Consider the following 16911-nt stretch of genomic DNA (forward strand, 5'->3'; position numbering starts at 1 on the left):
GTTTTCTCCAATAGATATGTGCTTCGCATTACTCTGGTATTTATTCTCATTGCAGGAATCTATGGAATGCTTAATGGTTTATTGTATGAGGATAGAAGAGATATTATGCATATTCTAATCCGTCCATTATACACAGCAAGAATCGTTTCTTTCTTTATATCATTTGAATTATTAATTATAGCTGCACTTACAAAAAAGATTGATTTAGCTTTAAATTCAAACAAAGATGTTTTATTCTGGTCTACCATAACCACTTATTATTTTTGGAGTATTTTGTTTTTTATTATTCGAATCACACATATATTGTCTGCAGATTATACAATTATATCAATTACACTTTTTGCCATAATATTTATTATGTTTTTCTTGGCATTTTGTCTTGTTTATCGAATACAAAAACGGATGGAATCAGCACATTAAAAGAGCCTGAGGTGCAGTGCATGGGTAGAGGCGTTTGGGTCGGTGGTTCGGGCGTTATTGAACGAGGCGGGTTGTAGCGGGGGCATGGCGTGTTGGGGTATGCTGGGTGGAAGCGGTTGGCTTCGGCTGGCGCAGCAGAATGCGACGTGTGAGCTCAACAGCATGCCGCAGATTGGAGATGATCGGACCGTGGAAGGGGCGCTCGAGAGCATGCTTGAGGGAGCTGTAGAGGGTTGCGGTATTGGAGCGGCACTTTTGAGTGGACTTACAGGTCCTGTTGCGGGCTGTCTCATTGGTATTGCGCCGGGAATGTCACTGGGCGTTGTGCTCTGGCTTTTAGATACTGCAAACGAGTACCGGGTAGACTTTAGCCGTTGGTGTCGCGAAAATTATACTAATTGTAGGGGAAATGAATATTACGCTCGTGCCTGCCAGGATTTGATAGAGATCCAATAAAATGGAGAAACAAGCTATGATCAGAGTAAAACAGAACATTGTTGAGGTACCACCTTCTTGGTTTATTTCTGCATGGATTAAGATGATTTTGATTTTGACTTTGATAAGAACAATGTTTTCCTACCTGTCGGAAGGGATAGATCTATCTGAGATTATCAGAGTAATTTTTTCTTCCATAGAAACATCAACTTTTCTGCTCATTGGCTTTTTAGCGGTAAAGGCTTATTTAGAAGCACTTTGGAAAGAGATAAAAAGAGAAAGAGCGGTCTATGTATACCCTCATCTTTTATTTATTACATTTATGATTCTAATTGCGTTATTTTATCTAATATTTGGAGATCTGGAGAACATCGCTGAAGTAGTTAAGATTGGAGAAGATCTTATTCTTTTGACAATCGCTTTCGCTATATTGTCAGGGTCATCTTATATGATTGTTTATCTTTTATGGAAGGGGGTAAGCAAGGAGTAACATAATTTCCTGTTTCGACGGGGCTGGTGCAAAAGATGTGAGCTGGTGTGCGTCAGACAGATTGGGTGGCGGCTTTTTCGGCATTCGAGTCGGCATACCGGGTCAGCACGCGGTCCAGCAGGACTTCGGCGGCTTCGTCTTTGGGCAAGAGCGGCAGTTCTTCCTGGTGGCCGCTTCGATGGAGTAGCGTCAGACGATTGGTGCCGGTGCCAAAGCCGGCGCCGGGCTCATTCAGGCGATTCAGGGCGATCCAGTCCAGGTTTTTGTGGCGGAGTTTGTTGCGGGCATTGGCCAGGGCATTGTCGGTTTCCAGAGCGAAGCCCACGAGCACCTGATCGGGGCGGCGGCGACGGCCCAGCTCCGCCAGAATGTCGGGCGTGCGGCGCAGCCGCAGCACCAGTTCGTCGTCGGTTTTTTTAAGCTTGGATGGGGCGGTTTCCACCGGCGTATAGTCGGCCACGGCGGCAGCCATAAAGATAAAGTCGGCCGTCGGGGCGTGCTGGAGCGTGGCCTCATACATTTCCTGCGCCGAGGTAACGTCGATGCGCGTGACGCCGGGGGGGGTGGGGAGCCATGTAGGGCCACTGATGAGCGTCACCTGGGCTCCCCGTCGAGCAGCCGCCCGAGCCAGCGCAAAGCCCATCGTACCGGTGGCGGGATTCGTCAGGCAGCGCACGGGATCGATCATCTCCCGGGTGGGACCGGCCGTGACCAGCACATGCTTGCCTGTCAGGGAAGCCTGTCGTCGAAGCAGGGCCGCGATGTGGGCGACGATGCGCTCGGGATCGGGCAGGCGGCCGTCGCCTACCAGGCCGCTGGCCAGCGCTCCAAATTCGGGCGGCAGAATCTCGTAGCCATAGCGGCGCAGTTGCTCCAGATTTTGCTGAGTAGCGGGGTGGTGGTACATGTCATGGTCCATAGCCGGGCAGAGCAGCACCGGGCACCGCGCCGAAAGCAACGTGGCGCTCAGCATTGTGTCACAGAATCCGTGGGCCAGCCGGGCCAGAGTCTGGGCTGTAGCCGGAGCGACGATGGCCAGGTCGGCCCAGCGGCCCAGGTGCACGTGTTTGGTCCAGGAGCCGGGTTCGTTTTCTGGAAAAAGATCGATGAGCACTTCGCGTTCGGAGAGGGTGCCGAGCGTCAGCGGCGTGATGAACCGGGTAGCATCGGGGGTCATGATAATCTGCACTTCGGCACCGGCTTTTTTGAGGAGCCGGACCAGCTCGGCCGCTTTATAGGCCGCAATGCTTCCGGTCACGCCCAGTAGCAGGTGGCGGCTTTCGAGCGAAACGTGGGTCTCCAGGGCCATGGGAATGGGGGGTTAGGGCCGTTCGAGAAACGAGCGCACCAGATGGAGGGTTTCGGTTGCGGCGCGTTCCAGGTCGTCATTGACGACCACGGCGTCGAAGCGGTCGGCCAGCGCAAGCTCCATGCGGGCGCGTTCCAGCCGCTGGCGCAGCGTGGTTTCGTCTTCGGTGCCTCGGTTGCGCAGGCGTTCGGCCAGCGTTTCCAGGGAAGGAGGCCGCACGAAGATGGCGAAGGCTTCGTCGCCAAACTGCTGCTTGACGCGCAGCGCCCCTTTGACGTCAATGTCGAGCAGCACCGGATGGGTGCGGCTGGCCGTCTCGATTTCTCGGCGGAGGGTGCCGTAAAAACGGCCAGGATATACTTCTTCGTACTCGATCAGCGCATCCTGTTCGATCAGCTTGCGGAAAGCCTCCTCAGACAGAAAGTAGTAATCGATGCCATGTCGCTCGCCGGGTCGGGGCGGGCGGGTCGTAGCCGACACGGAGAAGCGAAGCTGGGGCAGCGCTTCCTGCAGGCGACGGGCCAGCGTGGTTTTGCCGGCCCCGCTGGGTGCGGTCAGGATGACGATTCGGGGTTCCGGCATGGGCTACTCAATGTTCTGAATCTGCTCGCGGATTTTTTCGACTTCTTCTTTGATCTGGACAGCCAGCAGCGCGATGGTGGCGTCGTTGGCTTTAGCGCTGATGGTGTTGGCCTCCCGGTGCAGCTCCTGGGTCAGAAAGTTCAGACGCCGGCCGCTGGGTTCCTGGGCCTGAAGGGCTTCGCGGAAATGTTGCAGGTGAGCCCGTAGACGGACACATTCTTCGGTGATGTCGAGTCGGTCGGCCAGCAGCACGATTTCGAGTTCGAGCCGATCCGGGTCGATCTGGTCATCCCGAAGCAGCTCCTGCACGCGGGCGCGCAGTTTTTCGCGGGCTTCGACCAGACGTTGGGGAGCGCGGGCTTCGATGGCTTCCAGGTGGCGGGCGATGGTTTCCAGGCGGGCTTCCAGATCGGCCTGGAGCAAAGCTCCTTCCTGGCGACGCGTAGCCTGCAGGGCTTCAATAGCTTGCTGAAGCGCTGTCATGAGTACCTGGCGAATGCGGTCGTCCTCTTCGGGCAGGTCTGGCTTTTCAAACAGATCGGGTAGCGCCAGCAGGTGTTCGAGACGAATGGGATCGTGCAGGCCGGTTTCTGCGCGCAACGCCTCCAATTGGGTCAGATACTGCCGGGCGACCTGGAGGTTCAGGCGGGGAAGCAGGCCTGCTTCCGGAGGCAATCTCAGATCGACCTGTGCCGTGATGCGGCCGCGGCTGAAGGCCTGGCGAATAGCGGCCAGAACGTCGGGTTCGTAGAGCGTGGCAAGACGCGGGAGACGTACTGAGACGTCCAGATAGCGGTTGTTGACCGAGCGTAGCTCGACGGTGGCGCTGAAGCCATCCTGTTCCGCCTGGCCGCGCCCGAAGCCCGTCATACTGGTGATCATAGCAGCAAAGGTCGATTGCGTTTCATGCGTTTCAAAGAAAAAAGCCGGATTGCCTTGCGTGATGGGCAACCCGGCCTGCGTGGCGGAGAGGGTGGGATTCGAACCCACGGTACCGGTGAACGGTACACACGCTCTCCAGGCGTGCCCCTTCGACCGCTCGGGCACCTCTCCGCAAGCGTTTTACTTTATGGCCTCGGTCGGCCGGGAGTTCCGGGCCAACCGTCAGACTTCCATGATTTCGGCTTCCTTACGCTCCAGCAGTTGATTGACTTTTCCAATGTAGGTATCGGTTAGCTTTTGCAGTTCTTCTTCCGCCGTGTGGCACAGGTCTTCGGGCAGGTGCTCTTCTTCTTTGGCTTTCTTGATGTGATCTTTGGCGTGGCGTCGGATATTTCGAATGGCCACCCGGGCTTCTTCAGCTCGAATTCGGGCAGCACGGACCAGTTCTTTGCGCCGCTCTTCAGAGAGGGGGGGAATGGGAATGCGGATGATGTTGCCGTCGTTCGAGGGGTTCAGGCCCAGGTTTGCATTGATAATAGCTCGTTCGATAGCACCCAGTGCCGAGCGATCCCAGGGTTGCACAATGAGCAAGTCAGGCTGGGGGGCCGTAATGCTGGCCAGTTGCAGTAGCGGCGTCATTGTGCCGTAGTACTCGACGCGTACGTCTTCGAGCATGGCCGGCGAGGCGCGTCCGGCCCGGAGAGCGGCCAGCTCCGTGCGCAGATGCGCGAGCGATTTTTCCATATGCTCGCGCGCGTCGTCCAGAATCAGTTGCAGGTGTTCGTTTGGTATGGCCACCATGGTACCGCTCTCGGGTTGGTTGTCGCGATTAAGTGGGAGCTGTTTCGGTCAGCGAAGGCGGGGTTTCAGTCCAGTAGACCAGCGTACCGACCGGCTCGCCGCAGACCACGCGTAGCAGGTTGCCAGGTTTGTTCATGTTAAACACGATAATGGGGAGCCCTGCTTCCCGGCATAGCGTGAAAGCCGTCATATCCATCACGCGGAGATCCCGCTGGATTACTTCCCGTCCATGGATGGAAGTAAACAGGCGGGCGTTGGGGTCGCGTTCCGGGTCTGCCGAATAGACGCCATCGACCCGGGTGCCCTTGAGCAGCACATCCGCCTCGATTTCCAGCGCGCGGAGGGCGGCCGCCGTATCGGTGGTGAAGTACGGGTTGCCTGTGCCGGCTCCAAAGATAACCACCCGGCCTTTTTCCAGGTGCCGGATAGCCCGGCGGCGGATAAACGGCTCTGCGATTTGCTCCATCTTGATGCTGGATTGCAGGCGCGTGTCGAGGCCGGCCTGTTCCAGGGCATCCTGCAGCGCCATGGCATTGATCATGGTGGCCAGCATGCCCATGTAGTCGGCATGGGCGCGTTTCATTCCACGCGAGGCGTTCTGCACCCCCCGAAAGATATTGCCACCACCGATCACAATGCCTACGGAGACGCCCAGGGCAACTACCTGGCGGATTTCCTGCGCGTAGGTTTCCAACACGTGCCAGTCGATGCCGTAGGGTTTCTGGCCCATCAGGGCCTCGCCGCTCAATTTGAGCAGAATGCGCCGGTAGCGGGGGCGCCGTCCATTATTCGATGTGTCCGATTCGCCTGCCATGATTCGGAGGGTCTTGCTTGTGAAAAGTAGGCCCTTTCAGGCAGGGTTTCAACGCCCTAATGGAAGAAAAGGAGCCGTCCGGTTACAAAAAAGCCCGAACCGTAAGGCTCGGGCTTGCCGTGCTGCTACGTATTATTCGCCCAGGGCATACCGAATGAAGCACCGCACGTCAATGCCGGCCTGCTGGAGACGTTCCTGCACCGTGATAGCCGCATCCTTGATGAAGGCCTGCTCCAGCAGCACATGATCTTTATAGAAGCGCTCCAGCTTGCCCTGGGCAATGCGGTCGATAATATGATCCGGTTTCCCCTCACTGCGGGCGGCCTCACGGGCGATTTCCAGCTCTTTCTGGCGCACTTCCTCGGGCACTTCTTCGCGGCGCACCGCAATGGGGTTCATGGCCGCCACCTGCATGGCCACGTCCCGGCCGGCTGTTTCGAGCTGACCATCCCCGACAACTTCGACCAGCACAGCCAGCCGGGAGCCCGGGTGAACGTAGGAAATGATCTGGCCGCTGTCGGTCGTCAGCACCTCAAAACGTCGGATGACAATTTTTTCGCCAATTTTGCCGGTCAGGTCAATAAGGGCTTCTTCGACGGTGCGCCCGTCGGGTAGCTTCAGCTTCAGCAGCGTTTCCAGATCTGCCGGTTGGACGTCCAGAATCAATTGGGCTACCTGCTTCGCAAACGAGGCAAATTCCTCGTTGCGAGCTACGAAATCGGTTTCGCAGTTGACCTCCACGATGGCCCCAGCGCGGCCGTCTTCCCGGACGGCGGTAATAACAAGACCTTCTTTGGCTTCGCGGTGTGCGCGTTTGGCGGCAACTTTCTGCCCTTTTTTGCGCAGGATTTCAATCGCGGCCTCGAAGTCGCCGCCCGCTTCTTCCAGCGCCCGTTTACAGTCCATCATCCCGACTCCGGTCATTTCCCGGAGTCGTTTTACATCCTGAGCAGAGATGGCCATGGTTTATGTCGATCTTTTATGTTCAGTAATCAGGAGCCCTTTTTGCGACGTCTGCTGCGTGTTTCCTTGGTTTCTGCATCGGCCGTCCGCTTTTCTCGCGCGGCCTTACGGGCCGCCTCTTCCTGTTCACGCTGTTTGATGCCTTCCGTGATGGCGTTGGCGATCACCGAGGTGATCAGCTCAATAGAGCGGACGGCGTCGTCGTTGGCCGGGATCGGGTAGTCGATCAGTTCTGGGTCGGCGTTGGTATCGACGATTGCAATAATAGGAATGCCCAGCTTGCGCGCTTCACTGACGGCGATATGCTCGCGCACCACATCGACAATGAACAGCGCGCCTGGGAGCTTTGCCATCTGCGCAATACCGCCGAGCGTTCGCTCCAGCTTTTCTCGCTCGCGGCGTTTCATCAGCCGCTCTTTTTTCTTGAGCTGGTCCAGAATGCCCTCTTCTTCCATTCGGGCCAGCTCCTCCATGCGGCGAATGCTCAGGCGGATGGTCTGGAAATTGGTCAGCGTCCCGCCCAGCCAGCGTTCGACGACGTAGGGTTGCCCGCAGGCCTCCGCGTATTTGCGGACGATGTCGCGCGCCTGCTTCTTAGTGCCGACAAACAGGATCTTTTTGCCCTGCCGGGCAAAGCGGGAAGCTGCAGCAGCCGCGCGGTCGAGGAGCTGCTGCGTCTGCACCAGGTCAATGATGTGGATTCCGTTGCGCTCCATGAAAATAAAGGGGCGCATCTTAGGGTTCCACCGACTGGTCAGGTGGCCAAAATGGGCCCCTGCCTTGAGCAGCTCCTCGATAGAGACGCGGTGTGCGGGTTGGGTTTCGGTGGAGGCCGGCGTTTCGGCCGGGACTTCGGAGGCTTCAGCGGTTGTTTCGCTGGCCGTCGATGCTTCGGTTTCAGAAACCGGCTGCGTTTCGTGTTCACTCATGGCTGGATTCGGGTTAGGCCGCTACCTCCGTCTTCTGTCCGGCTTAGCCGCCTTGCGGCGACCACCCGACCGGACATCGGGAGGTATGGGTGATGGAACGTATAATGAAACGTATTACCGCTTCGAGAACTGGAACCGTTTGCGGGCTTTCGGCTGGCCGTACTTCTTGCGCTCGACCATCCGCGGGTCCCGCGTCAGGTAGCCAGCATCACGCAGCGGCTTGCGAAATTCTGGATTATAGGCAACAAGCGCCCGGGCAATGCCGTGGCGGATCGCCTCCGCCTGTCCGGTCAGGCCGCCGCCCTTCACGTTAACGAGCACGTCAAATTGTCCCATCGTTCCCGTCACTTCAAAGGGCGCCAGGATCACTTTGCGGCGCCACTCCAGCGGGAAGTATTCTTCAAAGGGGCGGCGGTTCACGGTGATCTGACCGCTGCCTGGACGCAAGTAAACCCGCGCAACGGCCGTCTTTCGGCGACCAACCGCAATCCACTGGGTTAAGGTTGCTGTAGCCATCATGCGCGCACAGGCCTCAATTACAACGTGAGTTCAATAGGTTTCTGGGCTCCATGGGGGTGGGAAGGACCGGCGTACACCTTCAGTTTGCGCAGCATGCGCCGCCCGAGCGGTCCTTTGGGGAGCATGCCCTTGACCGCATGCTCAATCAGAAATTCCGGGCGACGCTTGCGCATGTCGGCCGGCGTGCGCAAACGCACGCCACCGGGATACCCAGAGTGGTGGAAGTACTGTTTCTGCAATTCCTTTTTACCGGTCAGGCGCACCTTCTCGGCATTAATGACAATCACGAAGTCCCCCATGTCCACGTGCGGCGTGTATGTGGGCTTATGCTTGCCTCGCAGGATGGTAGCAATCCGCGAAGCCAACCGGCCCAGCACCTGACCTTCGGCATCAATTATGTACCAGGTGCGCCTGACTTCTCCAGGCTTGGCGCTGTACGTTTTGTAGCTGTTGACATCCATGGCGCTTTCGGGCAAAAGCCAATAAAAACGTCCGGTTTTTCCCGGACGTCTATGCTCAAGAAACGTAGCCGCCAAATTTAGGGTTTCAGAGCGCGTGTGTCAAGTAGCGTGCTTGTGCCTCAAGGCACGGCCTCTCACGCCTATGGAGCCAAATGGTTTTGGGGGGTAATGATTCTTCCTTTATTCTTGACGGAACAATGCTTAGCTTTTACATAGAGCAGGCAGCAAGGTTAAGATGGCCGTCTATTCTGACTTAGGGGGGCTGGATGCGCTGGCGGCACGGTTGCCCTTTCATATAGACGATCAAGCCGCAGTGCTGGCCCTGTATGAGCGCTGGCGGGCGTTTCGTCAGGCGGCGGATTATGCGCAGTTAGAGCTGTGGCTTTACTGTTTTGTAGGGCGATACTTTTTTATCCGAGCGATCCGGGAGCCTCATCTATCGGAGGTAGAGCTGGAGCAGCTTATTGGTGACACGTTTTTGCGGCTTCGCAGCCAGCTCGACTCGGTGCGTGAGCCGGAGCGTTTTGTGAGTTGGGTAGGGACGTCGTGCCGCAACGCTTTTTTGAATTACCTGCGGAGCGTGCGGCGACGGCCCCAGCCTATGCCAGACGATTCGCCTTTTGAGGAACCGGAAGTAGAAGCGCATCTGGAACGCCACGATCTGGCGCGGCTGCTCCCGCTGGTTGCAGCCGCTATTGAGCGCCTTCCCGAATTTTTGCGTGAGGTGGCCCGTCTGGCTTTGCTGCAAGGGCTTTCTTACACCGAGATCAGCCAGCGACTCAACAGATCGCCAGGTACGGTGCGGGTGTATCTGAGCCGGGCTTTTCGACGCCTGCGAGAAGATCCGAGGTTACAAGAGTTTCTTTAGAATTGCAGAGGTAACAAAACACTCCTTTTGGGTTCTTAATAATAAAAAGCAGAGAACCAGCATCATTTAGGGGAATGAACCAGACCTTAGGGGATAAAATTTTGCGTTTTCCGTGGCTTTCTGCGGAGGAGCAGCAACAGGTGCTCGAGGAAGCGCGTCGCGCTCCCGAATGGAGGGAGTTGCTAGACGCTGTGCAATCCATTGCACCGCTTCTGCAATCGGTGCGTGTTACGCCGGAGGATCCCATGTCAAAAGAATTATTGGCGTTCTATCTGATTACCCGTCGACTGTCTCCGCACCCGCTTCCTTCAGCGCTGGCCACCTTTTTTGCGCAGCTAGAGGCGCAACTTGAGGCCGACGCCGCCCTTCGCCAGCGCTGTGAGGAAGTCGCCCAACAGGTAGAAGCGCTTGCCCGCACGTTCGATGCCCGGGTGCACTTTGAACAGCTTACCGGACGTACGTTGTCAGAAGAAGCCTCAGTGGAGGCGGTTGAGGAGGCCACCGGCGCACGCGTTTTGCGCCCGCCAGCGTCAAGGTGCACCGGAGCAGGAGACCGGTCAGCTCGGCCATTGCGGCGCCAGACTATCTGGCGCTGGGTGGAGCGCGGCGCCTTTGTCGTCGTGGTGCTCTCGGTGATCTATGGAGGGCTGTTCTGGTGGAGCCGGGTCTCTCGCTCTGAGCTGGAGCAGCTAGGGTTTATCGCGCCGGCACACCTTGCCGTGGAGCACTACCGGGGCGAGGCGCTTTCGGCCCAGACAGAAACCTATCAGGAGGCACTTCAGCAGATCCGGGCAGCCTACTCTTCTTTTCTGGGACTGTTTCCCCGCTACGACGCAGCACGGTTAGCCCGCGCTGAGTCGTTGCTGGTAGCCGTTGTGGAAGCTGAGCCGCCCTCTTCACCCCTTCGCCAGGAAGCACACTTTCTGTTGGCCAAGGTTCGCATGCTCCAGCATAACGTAGAGGGGGCACGCGAAGTGCTGCAAAAGATAGCTGCCGCTGAAGGACCGTATACCGAAGAGGCTCAGCGTCTGCTGACGCGTCTTCAGTGTCTGGAGACGCCGGCTCGTTGCTAGAATCAGGCATAGGTGTTCAACATCACCGGCATAATCAGCATAAGCAGGTCTTCTCCTTCTGCCTGTTCGTGCGGCATGACTACACCGGCGCGATTGGGCGAGCTGAACTCCAGCACTACCTCGTCGGAGTCCACATTGCCCAATACCTCTGTCAGATAGCCTGCGTTGAAGCCGATCACCATCGGTTCCCCATCGTAAGCGCAGGGCACGCGCTCATACGCCTCACTGGCCCGTTCGATATCTTCCGCGGCAATTTCCACATGATCCGGCTCCAGCGTCAGCCGCACCTGGTTGGTGGTGCTGGAGGCATAAAGGCCTACGCGTTTAACAGCCGACAGAAAGGCGTCACGGTCTACTACCAGACGTCGGTCATTTTCAACCGGAATGACGGCTTCGTAATTGGGATACACTTCGTCGATCAATCGGCTAATGATGCGGGCAGGACCCATCTCAAAGGCGACGTGGCGCTCGTCCACGCGAATTGTGCAGGTGCCATCGAGCTGCGCAGCCAGCTTGGCTACCAGTGCCGTAGCCTTTTCCGGAACGATGAACTCCAGAGGCGTTTCGCTGACAAGCTCGCGCAACCGAAGCCGGACCAGCCGGTGGCCGTCGGTGGCAACAACCCGTCCTTCTTCGGGCAGCACCTGGAAGAAGATGCCCATCATAGCCGGGCGCAAGGTATCCTTGCTGACGGCAAAGGCTGTCTTCTGAATGGCGCGGCGCAGCAGCGCCGCATCGACAGGCAGGCTGTGGGCCTCTGCCAGTTCTGGGAGCGCAGGATAGTCGGCCCCATCAAAGCCAACCATCTTGTAGTGCCCCTGGTCGGTAGTCAGCGTTACGTTGAACGATTCGTCGGCGCTGAACTGGACCGGCAAATCAGGCAGCGCCCGAAGCGTCTCCAGCAGACGCCGGGCCGGAACGGCCACACGACGCGCCCCCTCCTTTCCGTTTTGAAGCTCTAGCTGGATCGGAAGGCGCTCGACAATGGAGATCTCCAGGTCGGTTGCGCTCAGGCGCAGCGCCTGGTCTTCCGCCTCAAATAAGATGCACTCCAAGATAGGCATGGTGGCCTTGGAAGGGACAACGCCCGCAACGGCCGTAAGAGCTTTCAGCAGGTCCGTGCTCGATACGGTAAAACGCATGGCTTCCTTTCAACCGGATTGTCAGGGGAGTGCTGGAATATAGGAAAGATAGCGATGCTTCAGCGACTGTAAAGCGAAATTTTGTGCCGGAGCTCTTCTATTATTTCCCGAAACTTTGGATCGGTTTCCATCAGGTTCTCCACGCTCTGGCAGGCATGAATGACTGTGGAATGGTCGCGCCCGCCAAAGTGCAGTCCGATAGACTTCAGGGAGTGCTGCGTGAACTGCTTGCAGAAGTACATCGCTACCTGGCGCGCCTGGACGATTTCACGCTTCCGGGTTTTGGAACGGACCAGATCAGGGTCCACGTCGAAGTATTCGCAGACGATTTGCTGAATCTGTTCGATGGTCAGCGTTACCCGATTTTCTTTGATCAAGTCGCGCAGCGCTTCGCGCGCAAGCGCCAGATCAATTTCTCGGCGATGGTAGGCTGCATGGGCTACCAGTCGGAGCAGGGCGCCTTCCAGTTCCCGGAAGTTGCTTTTAACGTGATGGGCAATGAACTCAATGACATCGTCGCTCAGGGCAATACCTTCATCTTCAGCTTTGCGACGTAGAATAGCTATGCGCGTTTCCAGATCTGGTGGTTGAACGTCCGCCATCAATCCCCACTGAAAGCGAGACAGCAGCCGCTCTTCGATCCCCGGAATATCTCGGGGCGGACGGTCGGCGGAGAGGACAATCTGCTTGCCGCCCTGATGCAGCGCATTGAAAATGTGAAAGAATTCTTCCTGCGTTTTTTCTTTGCCGCCGAAGAACTGAATATCGTCGACAATCAGCAGATCAATGTGTCGGTAAAAAAGCGAGAACTCATTGATGCGGTTGTGCTGGATGGCCTGCACAAACTCGTTGGTAAACTGCTCGCTGGAGACGTACCGGATGGTTTCAGCCGTGTGGTGCTGGCGGGCGTAGTTGCCAATGGCCTGAATCAGGTGCGTTTTCCCCAGCCCGACGCCTCCATAGACCAGAAATGGATTGAAGCTCGTGGCACCTGGCTGTTGGGCAATGGCCAGCGCCGCGCTACGGGCCAGACGGTTGCAGTCTCCTTCGATGAAGCGTTCGAAGGTATACTTTGGATCTAACTGGCTGTCAACCTGGATTTTGCGAATAATCCCGGGAATGGCAAACGGATTGGCCGGTACCGGCGGTTCCTGTTCGGTGTTTTCTACAGAAGACTCGGAAGCCGGAGGAGGGGTGGCCGTCGGGCGCGGGCGCGGAGGCGGGGGGGGCGCTGTCTCCGGAGGATGTGCGGGCATCTTAACGGAGAGGCCTTCAAAGCCACTCTGCGGATCTTCTTTCTCAATAACAATCTTATAGAAAAGCCGACCCTTCGGGCCCAGGACTTTTGTGATGGTTTTCCGCAGCAGGCTATAGTAGTGCTCTTCCAGCCACTCGTAGTAGAAGCGGCTTGGCAGTTCAACGGTCAACTTGACCTGATCCTCTTCTTCGGTCAGGCTGACCGGCTTGATCGGCTCAAACCAGGTTTTATAACTCTGTCGATTGACGTTGTCCCGGATGATCTCAAGACAGGCCTGCCAGACCGCCTCCGGTGTTCGTTCCATAATGGGTTGTCGGCGTTTCGGTGGCCGGGTTGGTGCAGGCGGGTTGGGGATACGTCCGCCGAAATTATGCACAGGTTATGCACAACCCGTGCATTCCACGTCGATTAAACAGCAGGGTTCAGGTCAGACACCTCGCTGTTTTCCACAGGTTATCCACAAAGCGCTTTTTGTGTAAAGCTATAATTTTCAATTGTTTGTTGTTTTATCTTTTGGTTAAAATGCACAGAGTGCACCCCTGTCGGTGCATTTTGGTGCGCGAAGCAAGGCGTCGGGGAGCCAGGGTGAAGGTTTTCCACAGGTTATCCACACTTCCGGTGGGTATCAGGGCTCGCCCGTTACCACAACGAAAACTCCGCTCAAATGCTACGGCATGTTGCGCTGAACTTCAAGATGTCCGGGACATTTTCACGATGCTGAACCTTTCTGTCTAGGGTCTGAAAATCTTGAACCCTGTCCTCGCTTTCGAGTTGGTGGACAAAAACGAAGATCGCCTAAAACCGAACGCGAGCAGCCATGCGGGAGTGTCCTGCCTGTGCGTTGCCGGTAGCAGACGAAAAGGCCTCGGTCTGCCCCTATTGTGGCTATGAGTTCCCGACAGCTGCTCCCGGACAGCGGGTCGTGGCCTGGCTTATGATCTTGCTGCTGCTGAGCTCCGGGCTCTATGCGCTACTGGCCTGGCTCCTTCGGTGAGAAGCGGCAAAGCCGGAACTCCCTCGGGCTCGTCTCGTTGATTTGCGGCTGTTGCCAGGACGAATGGGAGCCGAACGGAGCATGGTGCGGATTGAACTAGCCGCCCTGCGCGAAGGATTTCAGCGGCTGGAGCTGACGCCCTCGGCGGAGGCGCTGGACCTGGACCCTCAAGTGTTTGAGGATATTCGCGTAGAGCTACAGCTTACCTACGAAGACGGTCGGCTGCTGGTGCAGCTCTGGGCAGGGGCTACAGCCACGCTGGAGTGCGACCGCACCCTGGAGCTGTTCAAGCAGTCCATTGAAGGCGCTTACTCACTATTCTATGCGCCTCCCGGGGCAACGGTGCGGCGAGATGATGTGGAGGAATTTCGCGAGCTGCGCGCCTCGGATCGGTTCGTGGATCTGACCGACGTGGTGCGGGATACGCTGCTGCTGGCGATTCCCATGCGTAAGGTAAAACCAGGCGCTGAATCCATACCGATTCCTACCCAGTTTGGCGCGCCGGCAGCGCCCGAAGATGCTCCCGTAGATCCTCGCTGGGAAGCTCTGAGAAAACTCCGAAATCTTTGAAAACCCAAACCATTCGTTTGCGTCATGGCTAACCCGAAACGGAGACATTCAAAGTCGCGCACGCGGAAACGTCGGGCTGTCTATTATCGGCGGTTGGTGGAGGCGCCCTTGCCGCTCATGGAGTGCCCCAACTGTGGCAACATGAAATTGCGGCACCACGCCTGCCCTTCGTGTGGCTACTACCGGGGGCGCAAAGTGGTCGATGTGGAGGAGTTTGCCTGAACCAGAAGGGCCGCCCGGGGAGATTTTCGGGCGGCCGCTTGTTTTTTTCCTTTCTCAAGACGTAGACTTCCTGTAGTGCCTTAAAGAAAGCCGGCAATTAGCGCTCATGGCCCTACGCGTTGCCGTCGATGCGATGGGAGGCGACGCCGCGCCTGCGGTGGTCGTGGAAGGGGCGCTGCAAGCGCTTGATGCAGCGCCCGAGCGTCTGGAAGTGCAACTCTACGGTCCCCGGGCTATCGTGGAGGCCGAACTGGAAAAGCGCCGGGCACTGGGACGGGAAGGCTTGCTGCTCAGCGATGCGCCGGATGTTATTGGCATGGCCGAGTCGCCTGCGACGGCTGTTAAAACCAAATTGCGCTCTTCGATTCATTTAGGATTACAGGCAGTTGCCCGGGGCGAGGCAGATGCCTTCGCCAGCGCCGGAAACACTGGGGCCGTTATGGCGGCTGCGCTTTTCATTCTCGGACGACTGCCTGAAGTAGCCCGCCCCTCGGTGGTCGGCTTTTTCCCTACGACACGCGGGCGCTGTCTGGTGCTCGACATCGGGACAAACGTTGACTGCAAGCCAGAGCATCTGTTGCAATTTGCCCGAATGGGCGTAGTATTCGTCGAGCGAGTCTGGCAGGTCGAGCGGCCAGTTGTCGGACTGTTGAACGTTGGCGAGGAGCCAGGCAAGGGCAACGCGCTTACCAAGGCAGCCTATGAACTGCTGCAGGCGGCGCCCGATCTGAACTTTCGGGGTAATGTAGAAGGCCGGGACCTGATGCACCACGCGGCCGATGTGGTTGTGTGTGACGGCTTTGTGGGCAATGTGATGTTGAAGGTGGGTGAAAGTATGGTAACGGCTTTTGTAGAAATGCTGCGCCAGGAAATGCAGGCGCGGGGCATAGATGCCGTCCAGCAGCGACAGGTCCTGGGATTACTTCGGGGCGTGCTGCGCCGATTTGATTACGAAGAGTACGGTGGAGCGCCTCTGCTGGGAGTCAATGGGGCGGTCGTGATCGGGCATGGCAGTTCTTCGGCCCGGGCGATAGCCCGCATGATTCTGGCTGCGGCCGAACTGGTTGAGCAGGACGTTGTACGCTCCATTGCCGAGGCCTTTCATCCCGCCTGAAATCAGAAGCAACGTGTAATAACGATGCCGTATGCAGCCATTACCGCTGTTGGCCATTTCCTGCCGGAAGATCGGCTGACCAATGCCGACTTGGAGCAAATGGTTGACACAAGCGACGAATGGATCCGCGCGCGTACCGGAATCCGGGAACGGCGTATCCTGCGGGATCCCACAAAGGCCACTTCCTACATGGCAACAGCGGCAGCCCGCGAGTGCCTGCAAAAGCGGGGGATGGATCCAGAAGAGGTTGAGTTGATCATCGTGGCGACCGTCACGCCCGACATGTTCTTCCCGGCAACGGCCTGTCTGGTGCAGGCCAACCTGGGCGCACGAAACGCCTGGGGGTTCGATTTTTCGGCCGCGTGTAGTGGGTTTCTGTTCGCCCTGTCGACAGCCGCTCGTTTTATCGAAAGTGGAAAGCATGAGCGGGTATTGGTGATCGGGGCCGACAAGATGAGTACAATCACCGATTATACGGACCGCAACAACTGTATTCTGTTTGGCGATGCTGCTGCTGCAGTGCTGCTGGAGCCTGACCCCGAGTGTGGCCTGATCGATTCGGTCGAATATTGCGACGGCCGAAACTGGGAATTGCTCTGCATGCTGGGAGGCGGTAGCTTAAATCCGCCTACTCATGAGACGGTGGACCGAAAGATGCATTATCTCCATCAGGAGGGACGGTCGGTCTTCAAGCTGGCCGTCGAAGGCATGGCGCAGGTGGCCGTCGAAATTATGCAGCGCAATAACCTGACGGCCGACGACGTCCGCTATCTGGTGCCCCACCAGGCTAACTTCCGCATCATTGATGCAACAGCCCGCCGCATGGGCCTTTCGGCCGATAAGGTTATGGTCAACATCGACCGCTATGGCAACACGACCGCAGCTACTATTCCGCTCTGCTTGTATGACTGGGAGCGGCAATTGCGGCGCGGCGACAATCTGATCCTGGCTGCTTTCGGCGGCGGCTTTACCTGGGGCGCCATCTATTTGAAATGGGCCTATGACGGGGATCAGGTGGCAGTAGCCGCTGAGACCACCACGGAAACATCTGTCGTAAACGCTTGA

General features: G+C 57.3%; 20 protein-coding genes and 1 tRNA gene. 9 read left to right on the forward strand and 12 right to left on the reverse strand.

The features are described from left to right. Together BUA15_RS13785 and BUA15_RS03500 are read left to right on the forward strand one after the other, a co-directional pair. A partial coding sequence (locus BUA15_RS13785) for a hypothetical protein (protein WP_218587560.1) occupies positions 1-420 on the forward strand: 420 nt, incomplete at its 5' end. A 472-nt stretch (positions 421-892) separates the two neighbouring features. Further along, on the forward strand, positions 893-1345 hold the full coding sequence (locus BUA15_RS03500) for an LTA synthase family protein (RefSeq protein WP_143149560.1): 453 nt from the start codon (positions 893-895) through the stop codon (positions 1343-1345). A gap of 52 nt (positions 1346-1397) precedes the next feature. Here BUA15_RS03500 and coaBC read toward each other — a convergent pair whose 3' ends face one another. The 10 genes from coaBC to rplM all read right to left on the reverse strand — a co-directional run bounded on the left by coaBC (position 1398) and on the right by rplM (position 8605). Further along, complete coding sequence (gene coaBC / locus BUA15_RS03505; RefSeq protein WP_072714606.1) at positions 1398-2654, reverse strand: bifunctional phosphopantothenoylcysteine decarboxylase/phosphopantothenate--cysteine ligase CoaBC; 1257 nt, start codon at positions 2652-2654, stop codon at positions 1398-1400. Between the two features lie 12 nt (positions 2655-2666). After that, positions 2667-3236, reverse strand: a complete 570-nt coding sequence (gene gmk / locus BUA15_RS03510) for a guanylate kinase (protein ID WP_072714607.1) — start codon at positions 3234-3236, stop codon at positions 2667-2669. Between the two features lie 3 nt (positions 3237-3239). Next, positions 3240-4226: a YicC/YloC family endoribonuclease gene (locus BUA15_RS03515; RefSeq protein WP_245771904.1), complete on the reverse strand. Its 987-nt coding sequence runs from the start codon at positions 4224-4226 to the stop codon at positions 3240-3242. Then, a tRNA-Ser gene (locus BUA15_RS03520) sits at positions 4199-4289 on the reverse strand. The genes BUA15_RS03515 and BUA15_RS03520 overlap by 28 nt, the downstream gene beginning before the upstream one ends. A 51-nt stretch (positions 4290-4340) precedes the next feature. Beyond that, the gene (gene frr / locus BUA15_RS03525; RefSeq protein ID WP_178139382.1) at positions 4341-4910 is read right to left on the reverse strand and encodes a ribosome recycling factor; all 570 of its coding nucleotides are present in this window, start codon (positions 4908-4910) and stop codon (positions 4341-4343) included. A 37-nt stretch (positions 4911-4947) separates the two neighbouring features. After that, positions 4948-5733 (reverse strand): UMP kinase, encoded by a 786-nt coding sequence (pyrH, locus tag BUA15_RS03530; protein ID WP_072714609.1) that lies wholly within the window; start codon positions 5731-5733, stop codon positions 4948-4950. 132 nt (positions 5734-5865) lie between these two features. Continuing rightward, positions 5866-6696, reverse strand: a complete 831-nt coding sequence (tsf, locus tag BUA15_RS03535; RefSeq protein ID WP_072714610.1) for a translation elongation factor Ts — start codon at positions 6694-6696, stop codon at positions 5866-5868. Between the two features lie 29 nt (positions 6697-6725). Continuing rightward, positions 6726-7625 (reverse strand): 30S ribosomal protein S2, encoded by a 900-nt coding sequence (rpsB, locus tag BUA15_RS03540; RefSeq protein WP_072714611.1) that lies wholly within the window; start codon positions 7623-7625, stop codon positions 6726-6728. A gap of 114 nt (positions 7626-7739) precedes the next feature. Continuing rightward, a complete protein-coding gene (gene rpsI / locus BUA15_RS03545; RefSeq protein WP_072714889.1) occupies positions 7740-8141 on the reverse strand; it encodes a 30S ribosomal protein S9 in 402 nt (133 codons plus the stop codon). A 20-nt stretch (positions 8142-8161) separates the two neighbouring features. After that, complete coding sequence (gene rplM, locus BUA15_RS03550) at positions 8162-8605, reverse strand: 50S ribosomal protein L13 (protein ID WP_072714612.1); 444 nt, start codon at positions 8603-8605, stop codon at positions 8162-8164. Positions 8606-8840: 235 nt separating this feature from the next. Here rplM and BUA15_RS03555 point away from each other — a divergent pair, with 235 nt between their 5' ends. Then, a complete protein-coding gene (locus BUA15_RS03555) occupies positions 8841-9473 on the forward strand; it encodes an RNA polymerase sigma factor (RefSeq protein ID WP_072714613.1) in 633 nt (210 codons plus the stop codon). Positions 9474-9547: 74 nt separating this feature from the next. Continuing rightward, a complete protein-coding gene (locus BUA15_RS03560) occupies positions 9548-10546 on the forward strand; it encodes a tetratricopeptide repeat protein (protein WP_072714614.1) in 999 nt (332 codons plus the stop codon). Positions 10547-10548: 2 nt separating this feature from the next. Here the strand turns inward: BUA15_RS03560 and dnaN are convergent, their stop codons facing one another. Beyond that, entirely contained in the window at positions 10549-11688 is a 1140-nt protein-coding gene (gene dnaN / locus BUA15_RS03565) for a DNA polymerase III subunit beta (RefSeq protein WP_072714615.1), read from the reverse strand. A gap of 59 nt (positions 11689-11747) precedes the next feature. After that, entirely contained in the window at positions 11748-13250 is a 1503-nt protein-coding gene (gene dnaA, locus BUA15_RS03570; protein ID WP_072714616.1) for a chromosomal replication initiator protein DnaA, read from the reverse strand. Positions 13251-13763: 513 nt separating this feature from the next. On the opposite strand from dnaA, the gene BUA15_RS13580 reads away from it, so the two are divergent. From BUA15_RS13580 to BUA15_RS03595, 5 genes are all read left to right on the forward strand, one after another. Further along, positions 13764-13940 carry a zinc ribbon domain-containing protein gene (locus BUA15_RS13580; protein ID WP_072714617.1) on the forward strand — a complete coding sequence of 59 codons (177 nt, stop codon included), beginning with the start codon at positions 13764-13766 and terminating at the stop codon, positions 13938-13940. Between the two features lie 81 nt (positions 13941-14021). Further along, entirely contained in the window at positions 14022-14510 is a 489-nt protein-coding gene (locus BUA15_RS03580; protein ID WP_072714890.1) for a YceD family protein, read from the forward strand. 24 nt (positions 14511-14534) lie between these two features. Then, a complete protein-coding gene (gene rpmF / locus BUA15_RS03585; RefSeq protein WP_072714618.1) occupies positions 14535-14732 on the forward strand; it encodes a 50S ribosomal protein L32 in 198 nt (65 codons plus the stop codon). Positions 14733-14838: 106 nt separating this feature from the next. Then, a complete protein-coding gene (gene plsX / locus BUA15_RS03590; protein ID WP_072714619.1) occupies positions 14839-15846 on the forward strand; it encodes a phosphate acyltransferase PlsX in 1008 nt (335 codons plus the stop codon). 24 nt (positions 15847-15870) lie between these two features. Beyond that, entirely contained in the window at positions 15871-16911 is a 1041-nt protein-coding gene (locus BUA15_RS03595) for a beta-ketoacyl-ACP synthase III (RefSeq protein WP_072714620.1), read from the forward strand.

This window comes from Rhodothermus profundi (genome assembly GCF_900142415.1).
GTDB lineage: Bacteria > Bacteroidota > Rhodothermia > Rhodothermales > Rhodothermaceae > Rhodothermus > Rhodothermus profundi.

What these genes read in the sequence shown, in the direction of transcription:
- BUA15_RS03500 (WP_143149560.1), top strand. Translation starts at nt 893, where the DNA reads ATGATCAGAGTAAAACAGAACATTGTTGAGGTACCACCTTCTTGGTTT.
- coaBC (WP_072714606.1), bottom strand. Translation starts at nt 2,654, where the DNA reads ATGGCCCTGGAGACCCACGTTTCGCTCGAAAGCCGCCACCTGCTACTG.
- gmk (WP_072714607.1), bottom strand. Translation starts at nt 3,236, where the DNA reads ATGCCGGAACCCCGAATCGTCATCCTGACCGCACCCAGCGGGGCCGGC.
- pyrH (WP_072714609.1), bottom strand. Translation starts at nt 5,733, where the DNA reads ATGGCAGGCGAATCGGACACATCGAATAATGGACGGCGCCCCCGCTAC.
- tsf (WP_072714610.1), bottom strand. Translation starts at nt 6,696, where the DNA reads ATGGCCATCTCTGCTCAGGATGTAAAACGACTCCGGGAAATGACCGGA.
- rpsB (WP_072714611.1), bottom strand. Translation starts at nt 7,625, where the DNA reads ATGAGTGAACACGAAACGCAGCCGGTTTCTGAAACCGAAGCATCGACG.
- rpsI (WP_072714889.1), bottom strand. Translation starts at nt 8,141, where the DNA reads ATGGCTACAGCAACCTTAACCCAGTGGATTGCGGTTGGTCGCCGAAAG.
- rplM (WP_072714612.1), bottom strand. Translation starts at nt 8,605, where the DNA reads ATGGATGTCAACAGCTACAAAACGTACAGCGCCAAGCCTGGAGAAGTC.
- BUA15_RS03555 (WP_072714613.1), top strand. Translation starts at nt 8,841, where the DNA reads ATGGCCGTCTATTCTGACTTAGGGGGGCTGGATGCGCTGGCGGCACGG.
- BUA15_RS03560 (WP_072714614.1), top strand. Translation starts at nt 9,548, where the DNA reads ATGAACCAGACCTTAGGGGATAAAATTTTGCGTTTTCCGTGGCTTTCT.
- dnaN (WP_072714615.1), bottom strand. Translation starts at nt 11,688, where the DNA reads ATGCGTTTTACCGTATCGAGCACGGACCTGCTGAAAGCTCTTACGGCC.
- dnaA (WP_072714616.1), bottom strand. Translation starts at nt 13,250, where the DNA reads ATGGAACGAACACCGGAGGCGGTCTGGCAGGCCTGTCTTGAGATCATC.
- BUA15_RS13580 (WP_072714617.1), top strand. Translation starts at nt 13,764, where the DNA reads ATGCGGGAGTGTCCTGCCTGTGCGTTGCCGGTAGCAGACGAAAAGGCC.
- BUA15_RS03580 (WP_072714890.1), top strand. Translation starts at nt 14,022, where the DNA reads ATGGTGCGGATTGAACTAGCCGCCCTGCGCGAAGGATTTCAGCGGCTG.
- rpmF (WP_072714618.1), top strand. Translation starts at nt 14,535, where the DNA reads ATGGCTAACCCGAAACGGAGACATTCAAAGTCGCGCACGCGGAAACGT.
- plsX (WP_072714619.1), top strand. Translation starts at nt 14,839, where the DNA reads ATGGCCCTACGCGTTGCCGTCGATGCGATGGGAGGCGACGCCGCGCCT.
- BUA15_RS03595 (WP_072714620.1), top strand. Translation starts at nt 15,871, where the DNA reads ATGCCGTATGCAGCCATTACCGCTGTTGGCCATTTCCTGCCGGAAGAT.